Origin of the sequence: Burkholderia sp. MSMB1459WGS (assembly GCF_001534535.1) — a bacterium.
Taxonomy (GTDB): Bacteria; Pseudomonadota; Gammaproteobacteria; order Burkholderiales; family Burkholderiaceae; genus Burkholderia.
In genome coordinates, this window is sequence record NZ_LPMU01000020.1 from 69,169 (window position 1) to 87,877 (window position 18,709).

At 65.8% G+C, this 18,709-nt stretch carries 15 protein-coding genes and 1 riboswitch; of the genes, 7 read left to right on the forward strand and 8 right to left on the reverse strand.

The genetic code is table 11. The features are described from left to right. Positions 1-33 precede the first annotated feature (33 nt). The 3 genes from WT97_RS07455 to WT97_RS07470 form a co-directional block, all read right to left on the reverse strand. Positions 34-1,710, reverse strand: a complete 1,677-nt coding sequence (locus WT97_RS07455; protein ID WP_059500535.1) for a S10 family peptidase — start codon at positions 1,708-1,710, stop codon at positions 34-36. A gap of 73 nt (positions 1,711-1,783) precedes the next feature. Continuing rightward, positions 1,784-3,373, reverse strand: a complete 1,590-nt coding sequence (locus WT97_RS07460) for a protease pro-enzyme activation domain-containing protein (RefSeq protein WP_060353250.1) — start codon at positions 3,371-3,373, stop codon at positions 1,784-1,786. Between the two features lie 305 nt (positions 3,374-3,678). Next, positions 3,679-4,299, reverse strand: a complete 621-nt coding sequence (locus WT97_RS07470) for a LysE family translocator (protein WP_060353252.1) — start codon at positions 4,297-4,299, stop codon at positions 3,679-3,681. 134 nt (positions 4,300-4,433) lie between these two features. On the opposite strand from WT97_RS07470, the gene WT97_RS07475 reads away from it, so the two are divergent. After that, positions 4,434-4,898 carry an Lrp/AsnC family transcriptional regulator gene (locus WT97_RS07475; RefSeq protein ID WP_059500532.1) on the forward strand — a complete coding sequence of 155 codons (465 nt, stop codon included), beginning with the start codon at positions 4,434-4,436 and terminating at the stop codon, positions 4,896-4,898. Positions 4,899-4,961: 63 nt separating this feature from the next. On the opposite strand, the gene WT97_RS07480 is transcribed toward WT97_RS07475, so the two are convergent. Beyond that, positions 4,962-5,873, reverse strand: coding sequence for a LysR family transcriptional regulator (locus WT97_RS07480; protein ID WP_059500577.1), 912 nt, complete (start codon positions 5,871-5,873; stop codon positions 4,962-4,964). Positions 5,874-6,012: 139 nt separating this feature from the next. Between WT97_RS07480 and speB the strand changes: the two genes are divergently transcribed. Beyond that, the gene (gene speB, locus WT97_RS07485) at positions 6,013-6,969 is read left to right on the forward strand and encodes an agmatinase (RefSeq protein ID WP_059500531.1); all 957 of its coding nucleotides are present in this window, start codon (positions 6,013-6,015) and stop codon (positions 6,967-6,969) included. A gap of 54 nt (positions 6,970-7,023) precedes the next feature. Then, on the forward strand, positions 7,024-8,349 hold the full coding sequence (locus tag WT97_RS07490) for an MFS transporter (protein WP_060353253.1): 1,326 nt from the start codon (positions 7,024-7,026) through the stop codon (positions 8,347-8,349). Between the two features lie 115 nt (positions 8,350-8,464). Here the strand turns inward: WT97_RS07490 and metE are convergent, their stop codons facing one another. Then, entirely contained in the window at positions 8,465-10,759 is a 2,295-nt protein-coding gene (metE, locus tag WT97_RS07495) for a 5-methyltetrahydropteroyltriglutamate--homocysteine S-methyltransferase (RefSeq protein WP_059789277.1), read from the reverse strand. A 128-nt stretch (positions 10,760-10,887) separates the two neighbouring features. Between metE and WT97_RS07500 the strand changes: the two genes are divergently transcribed. Then, positions 10,888-11,796 (forward strand): LysR family transcriptional regulator, encoded by a 909-nt coding sequence (locus WT97_RS07500; protein ID WP_059789278.1) that lies wholly within the window; start codon positions 10,888-10,890, stop codon positions 11,794-11,796. A gap of 21 nt (positions 11,797-11,817) precedes the next feature. Here the strand turns inward: WT97_RS07500 and WT97_RS07505 are convergent, their stop codons facing one another. Together WT97_RS07505 and WT97_RS07510 are read right to left on the reverse strand one after the other, a co-directional pair. Further along, positions 11,818-12,540, reverse strand: a complete 723-nt coding sequence (locus WT97_RS07505) for a CbtA family protein (protein WP_034204110.1) — start codon at positions 12,538-12,540, stop codon at positions 11,818-11,820. Positions 12,541-12,554: 14 nt separating this feature from the next. Then, positions 12,555-12,764 (reverse strand): CbtB-domain containing protein, encoded by a 210-nt coding sequence (locus tag WT97_RS07510; RefSeq protein ID WP_006488502.1) that lies wholly within the window; start codon positions 12,762-12,764, stop codon positions 12,555-12,557. Positions 12,765-12,796: 32 nt separating this feature from the next. Continuing rightward, a riboswitch (cobalamin riboswitch) is annotated at positions 12,797-12,940 on the reverse strand. A gap of 45 nt (positions 12,941-12,985) precedes the next feature. Here WT97_RS07510 and WT97_RS07515 point away from each other — a divergent pair. The 3 genes from WT97_RS07515 (at position 12,986) to WT97_RS07525 (ending at position 16,424) form a co-directional block, all read left to right on the forward strand. Beyond that, a complete protein-coding gene (locus tag WT97_RS07515) occupies positions 12,986-13,576 on the forward strand; it encodes a histidine phosphatase family protein (protein WP_059789280.1) in 591 nt (196 codons plus the stop codon). 165 nt (positions 13,577-13,741) lie between these two features. Next, a complete protein-coding gene (locus WT97_RS07520) occupies positions 13,742-15,334 on the forward strand; it encodes an inorganic phosphate transporter (RefSeq protein ID WP_059500526.1) in 1,593 nt (530 codons plus the stop codon). 346 nt (positions 15,335-15,680) lie between these two features. After that, the gene (locus WT97_RS07525; RefSeq protein WP_179949673.1) at positions 15,681-16,424 is read left to right on the forward strand and encodes a 2OG-Fe(II) oxygenase; all 744 of its coding nucleotides are present in this window, start codon (positions 15,681-15,683) and stop codon (positions 16,422-16,424) included. 257 nt (positions 16,425-16,681) lie between these two features. On the opposite strand, the gene WT97_RS07530 is transcribed toward WT97_RS07525, so the two are convergent. Continuing rightward, positions 16,682-18,106 carry a DHA2 family efflux MFS transporter permease subunit gene (locus WT97_RS07530; protein WP_060353254.1) on the reverse strand — a complete coding sequence of 475 codons (1,425 nt, stop codon included), beginning with the start codon at positions 18,104-18,106 and terminating at the stop codon, positions 16,682-16,684. Between the last annotated feature and the right edge of the window lie 603 nt (positions 18,107-18,709).

The window sequence follows — 18,709 nt, forward strand, 5'->3', positions numbered from 1 at the left end:
CGGTTTCGCGCGGCACGGGCGCGACCGGCAGCGCTACGCGTTGCCACCCGTCTTCTTCGCCTGCAACGCACGAATCCGCATCCGCGCGCCCGTATCGCTGACCGTTGCGTCGTACATCGTCGCCAGATCGCGCTTGAGCGCGGTGCGCGAACCACCGTCGAGATACACCATGTGGCCCGACGGATAGAACCGCGCGGACAGGTTCTGCCGCACCTTCTGGTCCTCCAGCGGCATCTGCTGGAGATCGATCACGGTCTGGTAGAACGGCGTGACGAAGTCGTAGAGGCCGTTCGCCGACAGCACCTTCAGGTCGACGTTCAGCGCCATCACCGCGGCGAGGTCGCCGGCCGTATAGAGAATCACGTTCCCCTTCGCGTCGATGCCCTGCTGCGCGCCGGTCGGGTCGATGTGGCTGAAGTCCCAGTTCTGGAACGCCTGATCGTTCAGGTCCGTGAACGCGGAATTCGACGTGAACTTCAACTGCTCGTTCAGGTAACTGTTCCACATCGCCGTATAGACACCCGTCACGGCCGTCATCGTCGGATCGTTGCCTCCCGAATTCGGGTCGATCTTGCCGGCGATGCCCGACGAGATCCCCGTCACGCGGCCGTCGTACGAACCGAGCGCGAGCCCCTGCGCATGCAGCAGCGTCGTCAGGAACAGCGAGTTGCCGCGCGTGTCGTAGCCCGCGATATCGAGCCCCCACGATTGCAGCGTCGCCGTATCGATGCCCGTGTATTGCGACAGTTTCTGCACGGTGGCCGGGTTCGCGTGCGGCGCCGCGCGCAGCGCGGCCAGGTAGTCGGTGCGCGCGAACTGCGCGACTTCCTCGACGAACGCGCCGAGATCGCTCGGCGGCGGCTTGATGCCGAGTTTCTTGTGATACCACGCGTCGGCCGCGGCGGTCGGCAGCGCGCCGACCGGGTTGCCGGCCTGCCGGTAATCGAGGATCGACGATTGCAGCGTGACGCCGTTCAGGTCGACGCCATCCTCGTGCAGCTTGTACGCGAGCACGCAGCTGCGCGCAGTGCCGTACGATTCGCCGAATAGATATTTCGGCGAATTCCAGCGGTTGTTCTTCGTCAGGTAGCGCTTGATGAACTGCTTCAGCGAATTCGCATCCTGGTCGACGCCCCAGAAATCGCGGTTCTTGTGCGGCGCGACGGCCGCCGAATAGCCGGTGCCGACCGGGTTGATGAACACCAGGTCGCTGTGGTCGATCATGCTGTCCGGGTTGTCTTCGATCTGGTACGGCGCAGGCGGCGTGAAACCCGGCATCGACGTCTTGATGCGCTTCGGCGCGAACGAGCCGAGCAACACGAACACCGACGACGAACCGGGCCCGCCGTTATAGAAGAACGTCACGGGCCGCGTTTCTTCCTTCGCGCCGTCGGCCGTGAACGCGACGTAGAAGATCTTCGCGGCCGGCTGCGAGCTGCTCGGATCGACCGTCACGAGATGGCCGACCGTCGCCGTGTACGCGATGCGCTTTCCGTCGATCAGGATCGTGTGGTGCGTGATCGCGGCCGCCTCTGTCGTGTCGGTCACCGAGTCGTCCGGGCCGTTGCCGTATGCGACCGGATCGAAGAACGGCTGGTCGCGGCCGTGGCTCAGCGCGACCGGGTTGATGGTCGGCGGCACGCCATGCGAATTGTGGTCGCCGTGATGCAGCGGATACACGCCGCCGGAAGATGCGGAATCGATGCCCATCGTGCTGCTCCTGGAGGTGAAAAAAGACGCGGGCAGACCACCCGCGTCGAACGGAAAGACGTGCGCCGGCGCGTCAGCTCGACGGCTTGCGCGCGAGGATCGCGGCGAGCTGCGCGCCGTTCGGGCTGCCGAGGCCCGTGCACGCATCCCAGCCCGACGCGGCCGCATACGTGCCGTTCGATCCTTTCGTGATGTCGCGCAGCGCGCCCGGGTTCTTGTACAGCGTCGGATTGATCCAGCCGGCCGATGCGCCGGCCGCCGCGTTGATCCGCGCGATCAGCGCGGCCCACAACGGCGCGACCGCGCTCGTGCCGCCCATCACCGCCGGGGTGCCGGCGATCGATACCTCGTAGCCCGTCTGCGGCGACGCGTCGCCGGCCACGTCCGGCACGCCGCGCTTCGCGAGCGGTGCGGTGCTGCCGTCGGCGTGCGCAACCGAGAGCCCCTGCTGCCATGCCGGCAGGTCGAACAGCGAACTGACGCCGCCGCCGCCCGCACCGCCGCCGGACGCCTCGTCGTTCCACGTGACTTCGCTGCGAATGCCCTGCCCGGGCAGCGCGTCGAGCTGCGTGCCGCCGCAGCCGAGCACGTACGGGCTCGACGCGGGGAAATCGACGTGATCGGCGCCATCCTGCAGCCCGTCGCCCGAGCCGCTGTCGCCCGACGCCGCACAGACGGTGATCCCCTGCGCCGCGGCCGCCTGCAGCACGCGGTTGAATGCGTGTGCCGACTGCGCCTGCCAGATCGCTTCCGGGCCGCCCCAACTGATCGAGATCACGGAAGGCCGGTTGGTCTTGTCGGTGACGGCCGCGTTGACCGCCTGGATGAAGCCCGCGTCGCTGTTCGGCGCGAAGTACACCGCAAGCTTCGCGGCCGGTGCGATCGCGCCGGCGATTTCAATGTCGAGCGCGACTTCGCCGTCCGGGCCGTTCGGCTCGCCGGTCGGCGCGTTGCGGCCGGTGCCGACGTTTACGTCGACGAGCGTCGGCGGCGTCGCGATCCCGAGCCCGCGGAAATACTGCTGGATGTCGGCCGCGCGATAGCCGCCGCCGAGCTCGACGATCGCGATGCATTGCCCGGCGCCGTCGCCGGCCGGGAAGTCGTACAGCGACGCAAGCTGGATCGGCGTGAACGTGACGGCCGCCGCGCCGCGCGCCGGCCTGAACGGCGGCCGGATCCGAAAGTGCGGCCGCGCCTGCGGACGGCTGTCGAGGCCGAGCACGGCCGTCACCGCATCGCCGAGCTCGTCGGGCAGCGCGATCGGGCCCGAGCGGCCGCGATACTGGCCGATCGCCCGATGCTCGAAGCGCTCGAGCTTCACGCTGAACGCGGTTTCGAACTGCCGGATCGTGCCGGACAGCACGACGACGCTTTCGACCGGGTCGACGCGATCGACCGTCAGTTGATGACGATGCGCGAATTCCTCGGTCTTGCGGATATCGTCGGGATTGGCGGAGAAACGCTGCGCGAATGCATCGCGCGACAGCGGTTTTGCGTGCGCGTCGCCGGTGGCGAGCTGGTGAACCAATGCATCGAGTTGCCCCTCTTCCTGCCGCCGCAACATGATCGTGACGTGGATGCGTTCTGCCGGATCGCACTGGCCGAGACACTTGGACTCGGCGACGATGCGGGGTTCACGGTCGGCTTGAAGATGCCTTGCCATGTTCAGACCCTCCTTGGTACCGCGTTGCACGGAACAGCCAGGAAATCGGACATAGCCTGCGGAAGACGGTTCCGTTCGGTCAGTCGGTTCGCGCCGACGCGTTGGCGACGGCGCGTTCGCGATCGCGATCGCGCGAAGCTAGAGGAAGTTTAGAACAGTCAGACGATTTGCGCGCACGCCCTTCTGCGGCAACGCGCACGCGCACGAGCACGAGCGCGAGCCGGCGCCGCGCGCGGCCGGCGTCGATCGTCGCTTGGCCGCCGCCACGTCGGTCGACCCGCGCGGTGGCCATGCGAAGGCCACGCTCAGTCCATCGACAGCCGCAGTGCGAAACCGATCAACGCCGCGGAAAAGGTCCAGCGCTGCACCGTCTGCGCCAGCGGATGCGCACGCATCCATGCCGCGATGCGCGACGCGCCGAACACGCATGCGAGGTCGAAGCACACGCCGGCCGCCACCAGCAGCGCGCCGAGCTCGAACATCTGCCAGACGACCGGCCCGGTCTCGGGCCGCACGAACTGCGGCAGCAGCACCGAGCAGAACAGCAGCGCCTTCGGGTTCAGCAAGTTGGTCAGCAGCCCCTTCACGAACGACTGCCGCAGTTCGCCCGCCGCCGCATCGCCGTCGCCGAGCGCGAACACCGGCGAGCGGAACACCTGGATCGCGACATACGCGAGATAGAGCGCGCCGCCGTAGCGGATCGCCTCGTACAGCCACGGCGCGCTGCGGATCAGCGCCGCGACGCCGCACGCCGACAGCGTCACGTGCACGGTGCGCGCGAGCGACAGGCCGGCCGCCGCCGCCATCCCCGGCCGCACGCCGCGGCCGATGCTGGTCTGCAGCACGAGCGCCATGTCGGGCCCCGGCACCGCATAAATGGCCGCCAGCGCGGCAAGATAAATCAACAGCAAATGCGTGGAAATCATGGTCTGCCCCGTCCCTCCAATGACGATATGTTGCCGTTGAAGGACGAGGGATTATTGGCCATCTTTGGCGAATAATTGGCGATTCGTAGGGGAATCCGCCACAATTCAGAGATTGAAATAAGGATTCCGCCAACATGATCGACCTCGACAAAACCGACCGCGCGATCCTCGCTGCGGTGCAACGCGACGGCCGCCTGCCGATCGCGCGGCTCGCCGAATCCGTCGGGCTGTCCGAGACGCCTTGCGCTCGTCGCCTGAAACGCCTCGAAACCGACGGCTACATCGAACGCTACCGCGCGCAGCTGTCGCGCCAGGCGCTCGGCTTCGGCGTGGTCGCGTTCGTGCTCGTGCGGTTCGCGACGCACGACCGCAAGGTCGCCGACCGGTTCGAACGGGAAGTGCTCGGCATCGAGCGGATCCTGGCCTGCCACAACGTCGCGGGCACGGCCGACTACCTGCTGCAGGTGGTCGCGCGCGACCTGGACGACTACGGCACGTTCCTGCGCGATTCGCTGCGGATGTTGCCGGGCGTGACGTCGATCGAATCGGCGCTGTCGCTGCGCGAGGTGAAGCACGACGCGGGGTTGCCCGTGCCGTGATGCGCGCCGGAGCGGCAATCTGCCCCGGTGCAACGCTCGTTCACATTGTTGGCGGCCCCGCCGTCATGCGAAGTCGGATGACTGGTGCGCGCGCTCGAGATCCTCGAGAAACGCCTCCACGAGCGGATTCCCGCGGCCGTTGCGTGCGACGACCATGTGGAACGTCACGTCGTAGCGCAGTTGCTCCGGATTGAGCGGCGCGAGCAGCCCCTGCGCGACGTACGGCGCCGCGAAATGCTGCGGCAGGTAACCGAGATGGTGGCCGGACAGGATCAGCAGCGCGACGGCTTCCATGTTGTCGGCGGTCGCGGTCACGCGGTCGGGCGTCGTCGACAGTTGCGCCTCGGGCAGCGGATACGAGCGCCACGCCCATTCGAAGCCGGCGACGTCGGCCGGCGTCAGCGCGCCCGCGCCGTCGAACAGCGGATGGCCGCGGCCGCAATACGCGACCTGACGCTCGACGAACAGCGGCGTGTAGTGCAGCGACGGCACGCGATGCCAGAAGTAGCCGACCGCGATCTGGATCTCGTCACTCAGCAGCTTCTCCTCGAGATCGCCGGGCGCACGCACCGATATCGAAAAGCGCACGGCCTCGTCGCGGGTACGGAACGCGGCGATCGCCTCGGCGATCCGCGCATTCTGGCTCACCGGCGTATGGCCGATCAGGCCGATGTTCAGCGTGCCGACCAACTGGCGGTCCATATGCCGCGCGGCCATCCCGAATTCGTCGAGCGCCGCCAGCAGCTTGCGGCTCATCGCGTGGAACCGCTCGCCCTTCGGCGTGAGCCGGAAACCGCTGCGGCCACGTTCGCAGAGCCGATAGCCGAGCCGCGTCTCGAGCGACGACAACTGCGCGCTGATCGTGGACTGGCCGACGTTCAGCACGGCCTGCGCGGCCGACACGCCGCCCGCGTCCGTGACCGCAAGAAACACGCGGATCAACCGCAGATCGAGGGTCGACAGATTCCCCAGCACGTTCATCCCCTTCCATACATCGACGACGATCGATGTTTACGTCGATATCTTCGCATTCTTCTTTCCCGACGGAGCGCGTAAAACTGTGCGCCAGACCGCGTCGCATGATACGGCAACCCCACCCCGGAAGAGACACCCCATGAACGACCACACCCATTTCCAGCCGCTCGGCGGCAATGAAATGCCGCGTTGCGGCGGCATCGCGACGATGATGCGCCTGCCGCACGTGGCCAGCGCCGAAGGCCTCGACGCGTGTTTCGTCGGCGTGCCGTTCGATCTCGGCACGTCCAACCGCACGGGCGCGCGCTTCGGCCCGCGCCAGATCCGCACCGAATCCGTGCTGCTGCGCCCGTACAACATGGCCACGCGCGCCGCCCCCTTCGATTCGCTGCAGGTCGCCGATATCGGCGACGTCGCGATCAATCCGTACAACCTGCACGATTCGATCGCCCGCATCGAGGCCGCGTACGACGCGATTCTCGAGCACGACTGCAAGCCGATCACGCTCGGCGGCGACCATACGATCGCGCTGCCGATCCTGCGCGCGATCCACCGCAAGCACGGCAAGGTTGCATTGATCCACGTCGATGCACACGCCGACGTGAACGATACGATGATGGGCGAAAAGATCGCGCACGGCACGCCGTTCCGTCGCGCGGTCGAGGAAGGCCTGCTGCACGGCGACAAGGTCACGCAGATCGGCCTGCGCGGCACCGGCTACGCGGCCGAGGATTTCGACTGGTGCCGCGAGCAGGGCTTCCGCGTCGTCCAGGCCGAGGAATGCTGGAACAAGTCGCTCGCGCCGCTGATGGAAGAAGTGCGCGCGCGCGTCGGCGATACGCCCGTCTACATCAGCTTCGACATCGACGGCATCGATCCGGCCTACGCGCCGGGCACCGGCACGCCGGAAATCGCGGGCCTCACGGTGCCGCAGGCGCTCGAGATCATCCGCGGCGCGAAGGGGCTGAACATCGTCGGGTGCGATCTCGTCGAAGTCGCGCCGCCGTACGACCCGTTCGGCACCACGGCCCTGCTCGGTGCGAACCTCGCGTACGAGCTGCTGTGCGTGCTGCCGGGCGTCGCGTACCGCGACTGATCCCCGCGCCGCCACCATTCCAAATCAGAGGATTCCAGAGGAGCACACATCAAGATGGGGACTTCCGTCAAACAACCGAAGCGGGCGGCGCTCGCTTCGTTCGTCGGCACCACGATCGAGTGGTATGACTTCTACAGTTACGCGACCGCCGCTGCCATCGTGTTCGGGCCGCTGTTCTTTCCCGGCGAAAACCGCTTCATCAGCCTGCTCGCGTCGTTCGGCTCGTTCGCAGTCGGCTTCTTCGCGCGGCCACTTGGCGGCGTGATGTTCGGCTACCTCGGCGACCGCTTCGGCCGCAAGCGTTCGCTGCTCGCGACGCTGATGCTGATGGCCGTGTCGACGGTCGCGATCGGCCTGCTGCCGACCCATGCGCAAGCCGGCGTGATCGCCCCGATCCTGCTCGTGCTGATGCGCGTGCTGCAAGGGATCGCGGTCGGCGGCGAATGGGGCGGCGCGGTGCTGCTGGCCGGCGAGCATGCGCCCGAAGGCAAGCGTACGTTCTTCGCGTCGTTCGCGCAGCTCGGCAGCGCGAGCGGCCTGATCCTGTCGATGCTCGCGTTCGGCGCGATCAGCACGCTGTCGAAGGACGACATGATGAGCTGGGGCTGGCGCGTGCCGTTCCTCGCGAGTTCGGTGCTCCTGATCGTTGGCTTCGTGATCCGTGCGAGCGTGTCGGAGTCACCCGAGTTCGAGGAAGTGAAGCAGAGCGGCAACATCGCGCAAAAACCGCTGCGCGAAGCACTCAAGTACTGGCCGCTGCTGCTGCTCGCGATCGGCGCGAACGTGTACGGGATCGCCGGCGTGTATTTCAGCAACATCTTCATGATCAGCTATGCGACGCAGTTCCTGTCGCTCGACCGGTCGATGGTGCTGCATTGCATGACGATCGTCGCGGTACTGCAGTTCGTCGTACAGCTTGCGGCCGCGTTCCTCGCGCAGCGCTTCGGCACCACGCGCGTGCTGCTGATCGCAGGCGCCTGGGCGATGATCGTCCCGTTCGTGATGCTGCCGCTCGTGCACCTGGGCACGCCGGTGTCGATCACGGTCGGCGTCGGCCTCGCGACGCTCGCGGAATCGGGCTACTACTCGGTGGTGGCGGGCTTCGTCAGCGGCATCTTCGTCGCGCGGATCCGCTATACGGCGATCTCGATCGCCTATCAGGTGTGCGGCGCGCTCGCCGGCGGCCTCACGCCGCTCGTCGCGACGCTGATCGCGCAGAACGCGGCCCCGCAATGGTGGCCGCTCGCGATCCAGTACACGAGCGCCGCCGCACTGTCGTCGCTGTGCGTGTGGCTGATCGCGCGCCGCGTCGGCATCGACGATGCGGGTGCGCCCGGCAAGACGAACGACGCGCTGCCGCGCGGCACACGCACCGCGTAGCGCGACGCGATACGCAAATGCATGCGTGACGAAAATCGGCCCGCTTCTTCCGCGGGCCGATTTTTTTCCGTCCGATCGTCGATCGCGACGGCGCCGCCCAGCGCCCGCTGCGTGGTTAGCGCATCTGATTGCGCAGCGTCTTCGCGGCGGCGACCATGTTCGTCAGCGCCGGAATCACTTCCGCCCATTGGCGCGTCTTCAGCCCGCAATCCGGGTTCACCCACAGGCGTTCCGCCGGAATCCGCTCGGCCGCCTTCCTCATCAGCCCGACGATGTGATCCTGCGTCGGGATGTTCGGCGAATGGATGTCGTACACGCCCGGCCCGATCTCGTTCGGATACTTGAAATCGTCGAACGCATCGAGCAGCTCCATGTCCGAGCGCGACGTCTCGATCGTGATCACGTCCGCGTCCATGTCGGCGATCGACGCGATGATGTCGTTGAACTCCGAATAGCACATGTGCGTGTGGATCTGCGTATCGTCCTGCACGCCGTTCGCGGCGATGCGGAACGACTCGACCGCCCACCGCAGGTATTCGCTCCATTGCGCGCGGCGCAGCGGCAGCCCTTCGCGCAGCGCCGCTTCGTCGATCTGGATCACGCGCACGCCGGCCTTCTCGAGATCGAGCACTTCATCGCGGATCGCCAGCGCAAGCTGGTAGCACGATACCGAGCGCGGCTGGTCGTCGCGCACGAACGACCAGTTCAGGATCGTCACGGGGCCCGTGAGCATGCCCTTCATCGGCTTGTCCGTCAGCGACTGCGCATAGGCGATCCATTCGACCGTCATCGCCTTCGGGCGGCTGATGTCGCCGAACAGGATCGGCGGCTTCACGCAGCGCGAACCGTACGACTGCACCCAGCCGAACTGGCTGAATGCGTAGCCGTCGAGTTGTTCGCCGAAGTATTCGACCATGTCGTTGCGCTCGGCTTCGCCATGCACGAGCACGTCGAGTTCGAGCGACTCCTGTTCGCGGACACTGCGCTCGATCTCGGCCCGCATCGCCGTGCGATAGCCGGCTTCGTCCAGCGCGCCGGCCTTGAACCGGCTGCGCGCCTGACGGATTTCGGCGGTCTGAGGGAACGAGCCGATCGTCGTCGTCGGGAACGCCGGCAGGTTCAGGCGCGCCGACTGCTTCGACGCACGCTGCGTATAGGGGCTCGCGCGGTTGCCGAGCTGCGCGTCGATGCGGGCGATCGCAGCCTTCACCGCCGGGTTGTTCACGCGCGGCGAGCGGCGGCGCGAATCGATCGCGGCGGCATTCGCGACGAGCGCGTCGACCACCTTGTCGCGACCTTCGTTCAGTGCGGTCGCGAGCACCTTCAGCTCGTCGAGCTTCTGCAGCGCGAACGCGAGCCACGAGCGGATTTCCGCGTCGAGCTTCTCCTCGCTCGCGAGATCGACCGGCACGTGCAGCAGCGAGCACGACGGCGCGAGCCACAGCCGGTCGCCCAGTTGCTTCGCGAGCGGCTCGAGCCAGTCCAGCGTCGCGTTCAGGTCCGTCTTCCAGATGTTGCGGCCGTTGATCGCGCCGACCGACAGCACGCGATCGGCCGGCAGTTCACGCACCAGCGCGTCGACTTCGTCGCGTGCATTGATCGCGTCGATATGCAAGCCGTCGACCGGCAGCGACGCCGCGAGCGTCAGGTTGTCCTGAAGCTGTCCGAAGTACGTGGCGAGCAGCAGCTTGATGCGGCGAGTTTCCAGCGCCGCGTACGCGGTACGGAACGCGTGGCGCCATTCGGCATCGAGCTCGGTGACGAGAATCGGCTCGTCGATCTGCACCCATTCGACGCCTTGCGCGGTCAGCGTGTCGATCAGCGCACCGTACACCGGCAGCAGCTTCGGCAACAGCGCGAGACGATCGGAATCGTCCTTTGCCTTGCCGAGCCACAAGTACGTGACCGGGCCGAGAATCACCGGCTTCGCGTGCACGCCCTGCGCGTTCGCTTCGGCCAGTTGCTGCAGCAGACGCGACGGATCGAGCGAGAAGTTCGTGTCCGCATGGAACTCCGGCACGATGTAGTGGTAGTTCGTGTCGAACCACTTCGTCATTTCGCCGGCCGCGACACCGCCGCAGCACGCGGCGTGCTCCTGAGCCGACCGCGCCGAACGGCCGCGCGCGACGCGGAAATAGTTGTCGAGCGCATCGCCGTGGAAATCCTGCACGCGTTTCGGCAAGTTGCCGAGCGTGAAGCTCATGTCGAGCACTTGGTCGTAGAACGCGAAGTCGCCGATCGGCGCCAGATCGAGATCGCGCTGATCGTGCCAGTGACGCCTACGCAGTTCGGCGCCGAGTGCCGTCAGTTCGTCGCGCGACGATTCGCCGTTCCAGTAGCGCTCGAGACCGAACTTGAGTTCGCGCTTCGCGCCGATGCGCGGAAAACCGAGGTTGTGTGTCGTGACCATGAAGCTGCCGTCCAGAGAAAAGGTGAAGATCCGGCAGCCATCATAGGGATTTCAAACCATGAAATAAAATGGCATTATTTCATTCATCCATTAATATTTCTCATGCATTGGCTGCATGAGCGCGATCCATGCTGGAACGATTCCATCTCGTCGTCATTCGCGAAGTCGAGCGCCAGGGTTCGCTGACCGCGGCGGCCAATGCGCTGCACCTCACGCAATCGGCGCTCAGCCATACCGTCAGGAAAATCGAGCAGCAGCTCGGCACGCCGATCTGGGACCGGGAAGGCCGCGGCCTGCGGCTCACGCAGGGCGGGCAGTATCTGTTGAAGCTGGCAAACCGGCTGCTGCCGCAGTTCGAGCTCGCCGAGGAACGGATGAAGCAGTACGCGAAGGGCGAGCGCGGCACGCTGCGCATCGGGATGGAGTGCCACCCGTGCTACCAGTGGCTGCTGAAGGTCGTATCGCCGTACCTGTCGTGCTGGCCCGACGTCGACGTGGACGTGAAGCAGCGCTTCCAGTTCGGCGGCATCGGCGCGCTGTTCGGTTACGACATCGACGTGCTCGTGACGCCCGATCCGCTGAACAAGCCGGGGCTGCGCTTCGATCCCGTGTTCGACTACGAACAGGTGCTGGTGGTCGCGGATTCGCACCGGTTCGCGAATGTCGACTACGTGAGCCCCGAGCAACTGACGGACGAGATCCTGATCACGTACCCGGTCGAAACCGACCGGCTCGACATCTACAACCAGTTTCTGACGCCGGCCGGCATCGTGCCGCGGCGGCACAAGTCGATCGAGACGACCGACATCATGTTGCAGATGGTCGCGAGCGGGCGCGGCGTGGCCGCGCTGCCGCGATGGCTCGCCGACGAGTACGCGGACCGGATGCCGGTCGTGCCGGTCAAGCTCGGCAAGCAGGGCATCGCGAAGCAGATCTTCCTCGGCATCCGCGAAGCGGACGCATCGATCGACTACCTGGCCGCATTCGTCGCACTGGCGCGCGAATCGACGTGGAGCGCGCCGCGCATGCTGCGCTAGGCGCGTCCGGTTGTCCCCGCGTCAGGCGGCGCGCATGCCCGCGCGTTCGCCGCGCTCGACCCACGCGCCGAACAGCAAGCCGATCGTCGTCCACATGATCACCTGCATGCCGATGGCCGCCACGCGGAATTTCCACAGCAAGGCCGCAGGGAAATCGGCCGGCAGTTCGCTGACCGACGGCAGCCCGATCTGCACGGCCGCGATAATCGCGACGAACACGAGCCCCGCGACGATCGACGCGTTCCACTGGCCAAGCTTCGCCAGCAGATGGCGGCGCACGCCGACCGAGAACACCATCGTCGCGACCGAGATCGCGATCATCAGGAAGAACAGGCCGGTGCGATAGCCGATCGTGTCGGGGTCGCCGACCGACGGCGGGTTGGCCGGGTACTTGAGGTTCGGCACGATCACGAGCGCGACGAACGCCGCCAGCGCGAGCCACGCGGCCAGCGGCCGTGCCGGCAGGCGACTGCCTCGTCCGTATGCATACGCGAAGACCAGCGAAAACAGCCCGCCGAATGCCGCGCCGTAGGTCACGACACCCGTCAGCAACCCGAGGCCGGCCTGCGTGTGACGGCTGACCAGCTCGGGTTCCGGCGCCTCGCCTTGAGCGGCGGCGGTTTTTTCCTCTAGGGAGATCGCCTGATCGACTTGCGGTTCGCCGACCATTTTCGCGAAACCGAACGTGAGGAGGCCCGCGGCGATGCCTGCGAGCATCCCGCGCATGAGCAGCTTTCCGACCATCTTTTTACTCCGCGTCAGTGGCAGGGAAAGCCGAGCAGATGGCGGCCGTCGTGGACGAATTCGTGAACGTACATGCCTGGCACGAGCGACGTCGCGCCCTGTTCCGCACCGACGAAATAGAGTGCGAGCAGCAGGATCAGGCCGACGAACACGGCCCACGGCAACAGTTCACGGACGGGAATGGGCGCCGGCACGACCGCCGGCTTCAGCACTGCTTCGCTCATGGATGCACCTCAGGGGAATCGCGCCCCGACAAATGATGGATGGGTACGAAGGCAGGTCTGGCTTCCGGGATCGTCGATTCCCCGGTTACAGTGGCGCGACCGCGCCGGAATTGCACCGGCTTCCGCGCTTCGTATCGGGCGAATTGTACGCGCGAACGTTCGCGTATTGAAGCGATGACATCCGGCAAGTGCGCACCACTCCCGATCGTCCGACAACCGACATGACCATGCATGCCTCGCTGCGCCTGATCGCACACGCCTCGACCCGCGCAATGCGCACCGGCACGTTTCCCGACGACGATCCGCTCGACGCGCACGGGCTGGCCGAAGCCACTGCACTGCGCGGCCGCTGGACGGGCGGTGCCGGCTCGCTCGTGCTGTGCAGTCCGGCGCGCTGCGCAAGGCAGACCGCCGACGCACTCGGACTGCACGCCGATATCGACGATGCGCTGCGCGACATCGATTACGGCAATTGGTGCGGCAAGCGGCTGCACGATCTCGCGCGCGACCTGCCTGACGAACTGGCGGCGTGGATCGGTACGCCGTCCGCGTCGCCGCATCGCGGCGAATCGTTCGACGCCGCCGCGCATCGCGTCGGCACATGGTTGAGCGCACTGCCGCCCGATCGCGACGTCGTCGCGATCACGCATGCGCCGATCGTCCGCGCAGCCATCGCGCATGTGCTGCGGATGGGTACCGGGGCGGCCACACGCGTCGACGTCGCGCCGCTGTCGTGCACGACGTTCGTCGCATCACCGGCCGGCTGGACCTTGGCCACGGCGGACGATGACCCGCGCGACACCGGCGCGTAAGCCGCTGACGTGTTCACTATGTGAGCGGACGATGCGCCCCCGACGCTTCGCATGCCGCCGCTCGCCTTACATCCCGTAAGACACACCGTTCGTCATCCCGACTGTCATCAAACTGACTGCTAGCCGCAGCTAGGATCGAACGAGGTTCCCTTACGAGATGTCGTCATGAATCAACCTGCTTCGTCCGCCCCGAACAATTCGGCCTCCGTCGCGCGCACCCGGCAGATCGGCTATACCGTCTTCCTGCTGGTGCTCGTGCTTGGCGCCGTCTATATCGCCACGCACCTGGTCGACGATCTGTCGCCGGTCCGCGAAGGGTCGATGTTCCCGTACCTGCTGCTCGGCGCAGCACTGCTGATCGCCCTCGGCTTCGAGTTCGTCAACGGCTTCCACGACACCGCGAATGCGGTCGCGACCGTGATCTATACGCACTCGCTCACGCCGAACGTCGCAGTGATCTGGTCGGGCATGTGGAACTTCCTCGGCGTGATGGTCTCGAGCGGAGCCGTCGCGTTCGGCATCCTGCAGTTGCTGCCGGTCGAGCTGATCCTGCAGGTCGGCAGCGGCTCGGGCTTCGCGATGGTGTTCGCGCTGCTGATCGCCGCGATCGTCTGGAACCTCGCGACCTGGTATTTCGGGTTGCCGTCGTCGAGCTCGCATACGCTGATCGGGTCGATCATCGGCGTCGGACTGATGAACCAGTTGATGCACGGGCCGTCCGGCACGAGCGGCGTCGACTGGGGCCAGGCGCTCGGCGTCGGCAAGTCGCTGCTGCTCTCGCCCATCGTCGGCTTCCTGTGTGCGTCGCTGTTGCTGCTCCTGCTGAAGGCCGTCGTGCGGATTCCCGAGCTGTACAAGGAACCGCCGAAGGACCAGCCGCCGCCGTTCTGGATTCGTTGCCTGCTGATCCTCACCTGCACCGGCGTGTCGTTCGCACACGGGTCGAACGACGGACAGAAAGGGATGGGCCTCATCATGCTGATCCTGATCGGCACGGTGCCGACCGCGTATGCACTGAACAAGGCCGTCACGCCCGCCGAATCGCAGACCTTCGTGGCGGTCGCGAACCAGGCGGCTGCGACGTTCGGGAAGTACACGAACGGCGTCGCGCCTTCCTCGAATCCGCGCGCCGATGTCGAACACTACGTGCAGCATCGTGAACTGACGCCCGCCGTGCTGCCGGCCGTGGCGCAGTTGTCCACGTCGCTCGCGACCGCCGTCGGCGCGTCGGGCTCGATGGCGGCCGTGCCGCAGCGCGACGTCGACAACGTGCGCAACACGATGTATCTGGTATCCGAAGCCATTCGCCTGATCGAGAAATCGGGCCAGCCCGCATTCGCCACCGACGACAAGCTCGCGATCGACAACTATCGCAAGCAGCTCGACCACGCGACCAAGTTCATTCCGACGTGGGTGAAGGTCGCTGTCGCGATCGCGCTGGGTCTCGGCACGATGGTCGGCTGGAAGCGGATCGTCGTGACCGTCGGCGAAAAAATCGGCAAGCAGCATTTGACGTACGGACAGGGTGCATCGGCCGAACTCGTCGCAATGCTGACGATCGGCGCCGCCGACATGTATGGGCTGCCCGTGTCGACGACACACGTGCTGTCGTCGGGCGTCGCGGGCACGATGGCAGCGAACGGCTCCGGGCTGCAATGGAGCACGGTGCGCAGCCTCGTCCTCGCTTGGGTGCTGACGCTGCCGGCGTCGATCGCGCTGGCGGCAGGGCTTTACTGGTTGTTCCGGTCGCTGGCTTGATCGGCGATGCGGCGGGTGGCGGGCGATAGCCGGCCATCCGCCGCGGCAGGTCGGATCTGTCGCTTCTCCGCCTCTCCGCCTCTCCGCCTCTCCGCCTCTCCGCCTCTCCGCCTCTCCGCCTCTCCGCCTCTCCGCCTCTCCGCTCCGCTCCGTCACGTCACGTCACGTCACGTCACTGCATTTAGTGTGTCGATGCCGTGCCTACAACGTTTTTCCATCCGAATTAAAGCGCAAGATCTGGAGCGTACCGGCACACGGACACCGCTAGACTGGGTTCGTCAACTTTCGTGAATTCGACCGTGCGCGATCGCACGGCGCCACACTGCCGATACCCCGAGGTATGCCCGTGAACATTGCCGATCTGCAACCTGCCGTCGAACCGCTGGACATCGCACAACGCGTCGGCACCCTCGACTGGCCGGGCGTCGAGGCGGAACTCGATCGCTACGGATGCGCGCGCGTACCGGGCCTGATGTCGGCGAGTGAGTGCGATGCACTCGCGTCGCTCTATCCGCGCGATGCGCTCTATCGTTCACGTGTCGTGATGGCGCGGCACGGCTTTGGCCGCGGCGAGTACAAGTATTTCGCGTATCCGCTGCCAGCCGTCATCGCCGAACTGCGCGCGACGATCTATCCGCATCTCGCGCCGGTCGCGAATCGCTGGAACCAGGCGCTCGGAATCGACGTCCGTTATCCGAAAGACCATGCGACGTTCCTCGATCGCTGCCACGCGGCGGGGCAGACGCGACCGACGCCGCTGATCCTGCAATACGGCGCCGACGATTACAACTGCCTCCACCAGGACCTGTATGGCGACCACGTGTTTCCGCTGCAGGTCGCGATCCTGCTGTCGGCGCCAGGCCGCGATTTCAGTGGCGGGGAGTTCGTGTTGACGGAACAGCGACCACGCATGCAGTCGCGTGCGGAAGTGGTGCCGCTGACGCAAGGTGATGCTGTGATCTTCGCGGTACACGGCCGGCCTGTGCAGGGAACCCGCGGCGTCTATCGCGTCAACCTGCGTCATGGCGTCAGCCGGATTCGAAGCGGCCACCGCCACACGGTCGGCATCATCTTTCATGACGCGCAGTAGCGAGAATCGAAACAGCTGCGCTGCTGCCGCGCCGCTCATTGCGCATCGCATTCACGCTCGTCCCTGCATCGCACGTCGTCGTTCGGAACACGAACCGACCAAGCATGGCCGGCCGGAAGGCCGACTCGCCCGAGTGACGGAAGACCGGTTGCGCCGACCGTCGAGCGAACGCGGCCGCCACGCATCAGCGCTTCCGGTGAACGCCGAAAAATACGCGCCCTCCCCCGTCTCCCCGCCAATACGATTTGCAGTCCGGCCTATCCGCGCGCCACGTTGGCCCGCAGCCGATCGCCGGCATCGGAAGCCAGCCGGGCGTAGCCCGGCAACGTCAGCAGCGCGAGCACGCCCGCCGCAACGAACGCCCAGCGGAAATCGTCGAGCACGTAGTGCATGCCGGCCCCATCGCCGCGCCCCCATGCCGCGAGCCGCAGCGACAATGCACCGAACGCGATCCCCATCCCGATCGTCATCTGCTGCGCGGCGCTCCACAGCGTGCTGGCCGCGCTCGTCTGCTGAGCCGGGATATCCGCATAAGCCAGCGTCGCGAGCGTCGTGAACTGCATCGACCGCGTGAGTCCGTAGACGAATACGACGAACAGCGTGATCGCCAGCGATGTCGACGCGGTCAGCCAGCCGCATGCGATCGTGAAGATGCCGACGATCGTCACGTCGACGAGCGCAACGCGCCGAAAGCCGTAACGGTCGAGGATCCACGATGTGCCTGCCTTCATCCCGAGATTGCCGAGCGCGCTGGCGAGCAACAACAGCCCCGACTGGAACGGCGACAGCCCGAAGCCGATCTGGAACAGCAGCGGCAGCAGGTATGGGACGGCGTTGATCGCGATCCGCGTGATCGAGCCGGTGATCACCGTCACCGAGAACGTCGGCACTTTCAGCGTCGTGAAATCGAGCAGCGGATGTGCGCAGCGTCGCGCATGCAACCATGCGGCGATGCCGAACAGCACGCTTGCCCCCACCAGGACGCCCGCGCGCGTGAAGTCGACATCCTGCTGGCCGGCTGCTTCGGTGCCGATCAGCAGGCAGGTCAATGCGCCGCCAGCCAACACGAAACCGACCCAGTCGAGCGGCCGTTGCTCGTCGGCCCGCGTGTTCCGAACGATCAACCAGGTACAAACGAGCGCAGCAACGCCGAACGGGACGTTCAACAGGAAGATCCATCGCCACGATGCATAGGTCGTGATGAAGCCACCGACCGGCGGCCCGACGACGGGCGCGACGATGCCCGGCCACGTGATCGTCGCGATCGCACGCATCAGCCTCGCCTTCTCGGTACTCCGCACGACGATCATTCGCCCGACCGGCACCATCATCGCCCCGCCGACGCCCTGTAGCAGCCGGGCAGCCGTGAACGACATCACGCCTTCGGATAGCCCGCACAGCACCGACGCGCCGGTAAAGACGACAATCGCGCTCGCGAAGACCGTCCGCGAGCCATAGCGATCCGCGATCCAACCGCTGATCGGAATGAACACCGCCAGCGCCAACATGTAAGCCGTCATCCCGAGGCTCAGTGCGTTCGGCCCAACGCCGAACGAGCTGGCCATTTGCGGCAGCGCGGTCGCGATCACGGTCGTGTCGAGATACTCCATGAAGAACGTCGCGGCGACGAGATATGGCAAGAAGTCGGTCGTCCGACCACTTTGGACGGGGCTGTCAGTCATGAACGATGCAGGAGACGGAATGCAAAAGAAGACGCCGACCGCCGGCGGATGCAGACAAGCACCGTGAGATCGGGACGAACGGCGATATTACCCCGAAGGAGTGGCTCCTCGCTCTGCCGAGCATGTCCCGTGAACGAACTTTATGCGCATAGATTTCTTGTGACGATTTTGCGCTGCGTTCGCTGCGTGATGCCCGGGACGCGGTGCATCGAAGAGCGGCCAGACAAAGTGGGATTTTTTTCGTCAGAAAGCAGCATTTACTGATTATCGTTGATCAACATCGCCTATCGCCGACCATCACAACACCGTGGCCGGACGGGCAGTATTGGCCGGACGATCCGAAGACGGACGGTACGACTAGCGGAGGGCAAGTTGCGATCTTGATCGAAGATGCGATCAATAATCGATTGAATCGCTGGAGATAGGGGCGATTGAGGGGATTTGATGTTGCGATTGATGCGGTAGTGATTTCCGCCGCACAAATGCAAAAACCCCCGCCTGATCGGGCGGGGGTTTCTGTCTTGAGGGGAGCCTGACGATTACCTACTTTCACACGGGAATCCGCACTATCATCGGCGTAGAGTCGTTTCACGGTCCTGTTCG

Bases quoted from the DNA above. Each gene is read 5' to 3' on its own strand.
- WT97_RS07475 (WP_059500532.1), top strand. From the start codon at position 4,434: ATGATCGACCTCGACAAAACCGACCGCGCGATCCTCGCTGCGGTGCAA.
- WT97_RS07490 (WP_060353253.1), top strand. From the start codon at position 7,024: ATGGGGACTTCCGTCAAACAACCGAAGCGGGCGGCGCTCGCTTCGTTC.
- WT97_RS07520 (WP_059500526.1), top strand. From the start codon at position 13,742: ATGAATCAACCTGCTTCGTCCGCCCCGAACAATTCGGCCTCCGTCGCG.
- metE (WP_059789277.1), bottom strand. From the start codon at position 10,759: ATGGTCACGACACACAACCTCGGTTTTCCGCGCATCGGCGCGAAGCGC.
- WT97_RS07515 (WP_059789280.1), top strand. From the start codon at position 12,986: ATGACCATGCATGCCTCGCTGCGCCTGATCGCACACGCCTCGACCCGC.
- WT97_RS07455 (WP_059500535.1), bottom strand. From the start codon at position 1,710: ATGGGCATCGATTCCGCATCTTCCGGCGGCGTGTATCCGCTGCATCAC.
- WT97_RS07500 (WP_059789278.1), top strand. From the start codon at position 10,888: ATGCTGGAACGATTCCATCTCGTCGTCATTCGCGAAGTCGAGCGCCAG.
- WT97_RS07505 (WP_034204110.1), bottom strand. From the start codon at position 12,540: ATGGTCGGAAAGCTGCTCATGCGCGGGATGCTCGCAGGCATCGCCGCG.
- WT97_RS07460 (WP_060353250.1), bottom strand. From the start codon at position 3,373: ATGGCAAGGCATCTTCAAGCCGACCGTGAACCCCGCATCGTCGCCGAG.
- WT97_RS07470 (WP_060353252.1), bottom strand. From the start codon at position 4,299: ATGATTTCCACGCATTTGCTGTTGATTTATCTTGCCGCGCTGGCGGCC.
- WT97_RS07510 (WP_006488502.1), bottom strand. From the start codon at position 12,764: ATGAGCGAAGCAGTGCTGAAGCCGGCGGTCGTGCCGGCGCCCATTCCC.
- WT97_RS07530 (WP_060353254.1), bottom strand. From the start codon at position 18,106: ATGACTGACAGCCCCGTCCAAAGTGGTCGGACGACCGACTTCTTGCCA.
- speB (WP_059500531.1), top strand. From the start codon at position 6,013: ATGAACGACCACACCCATTTCCAGCCGCTCGGCGGCAATGAAATGCCG.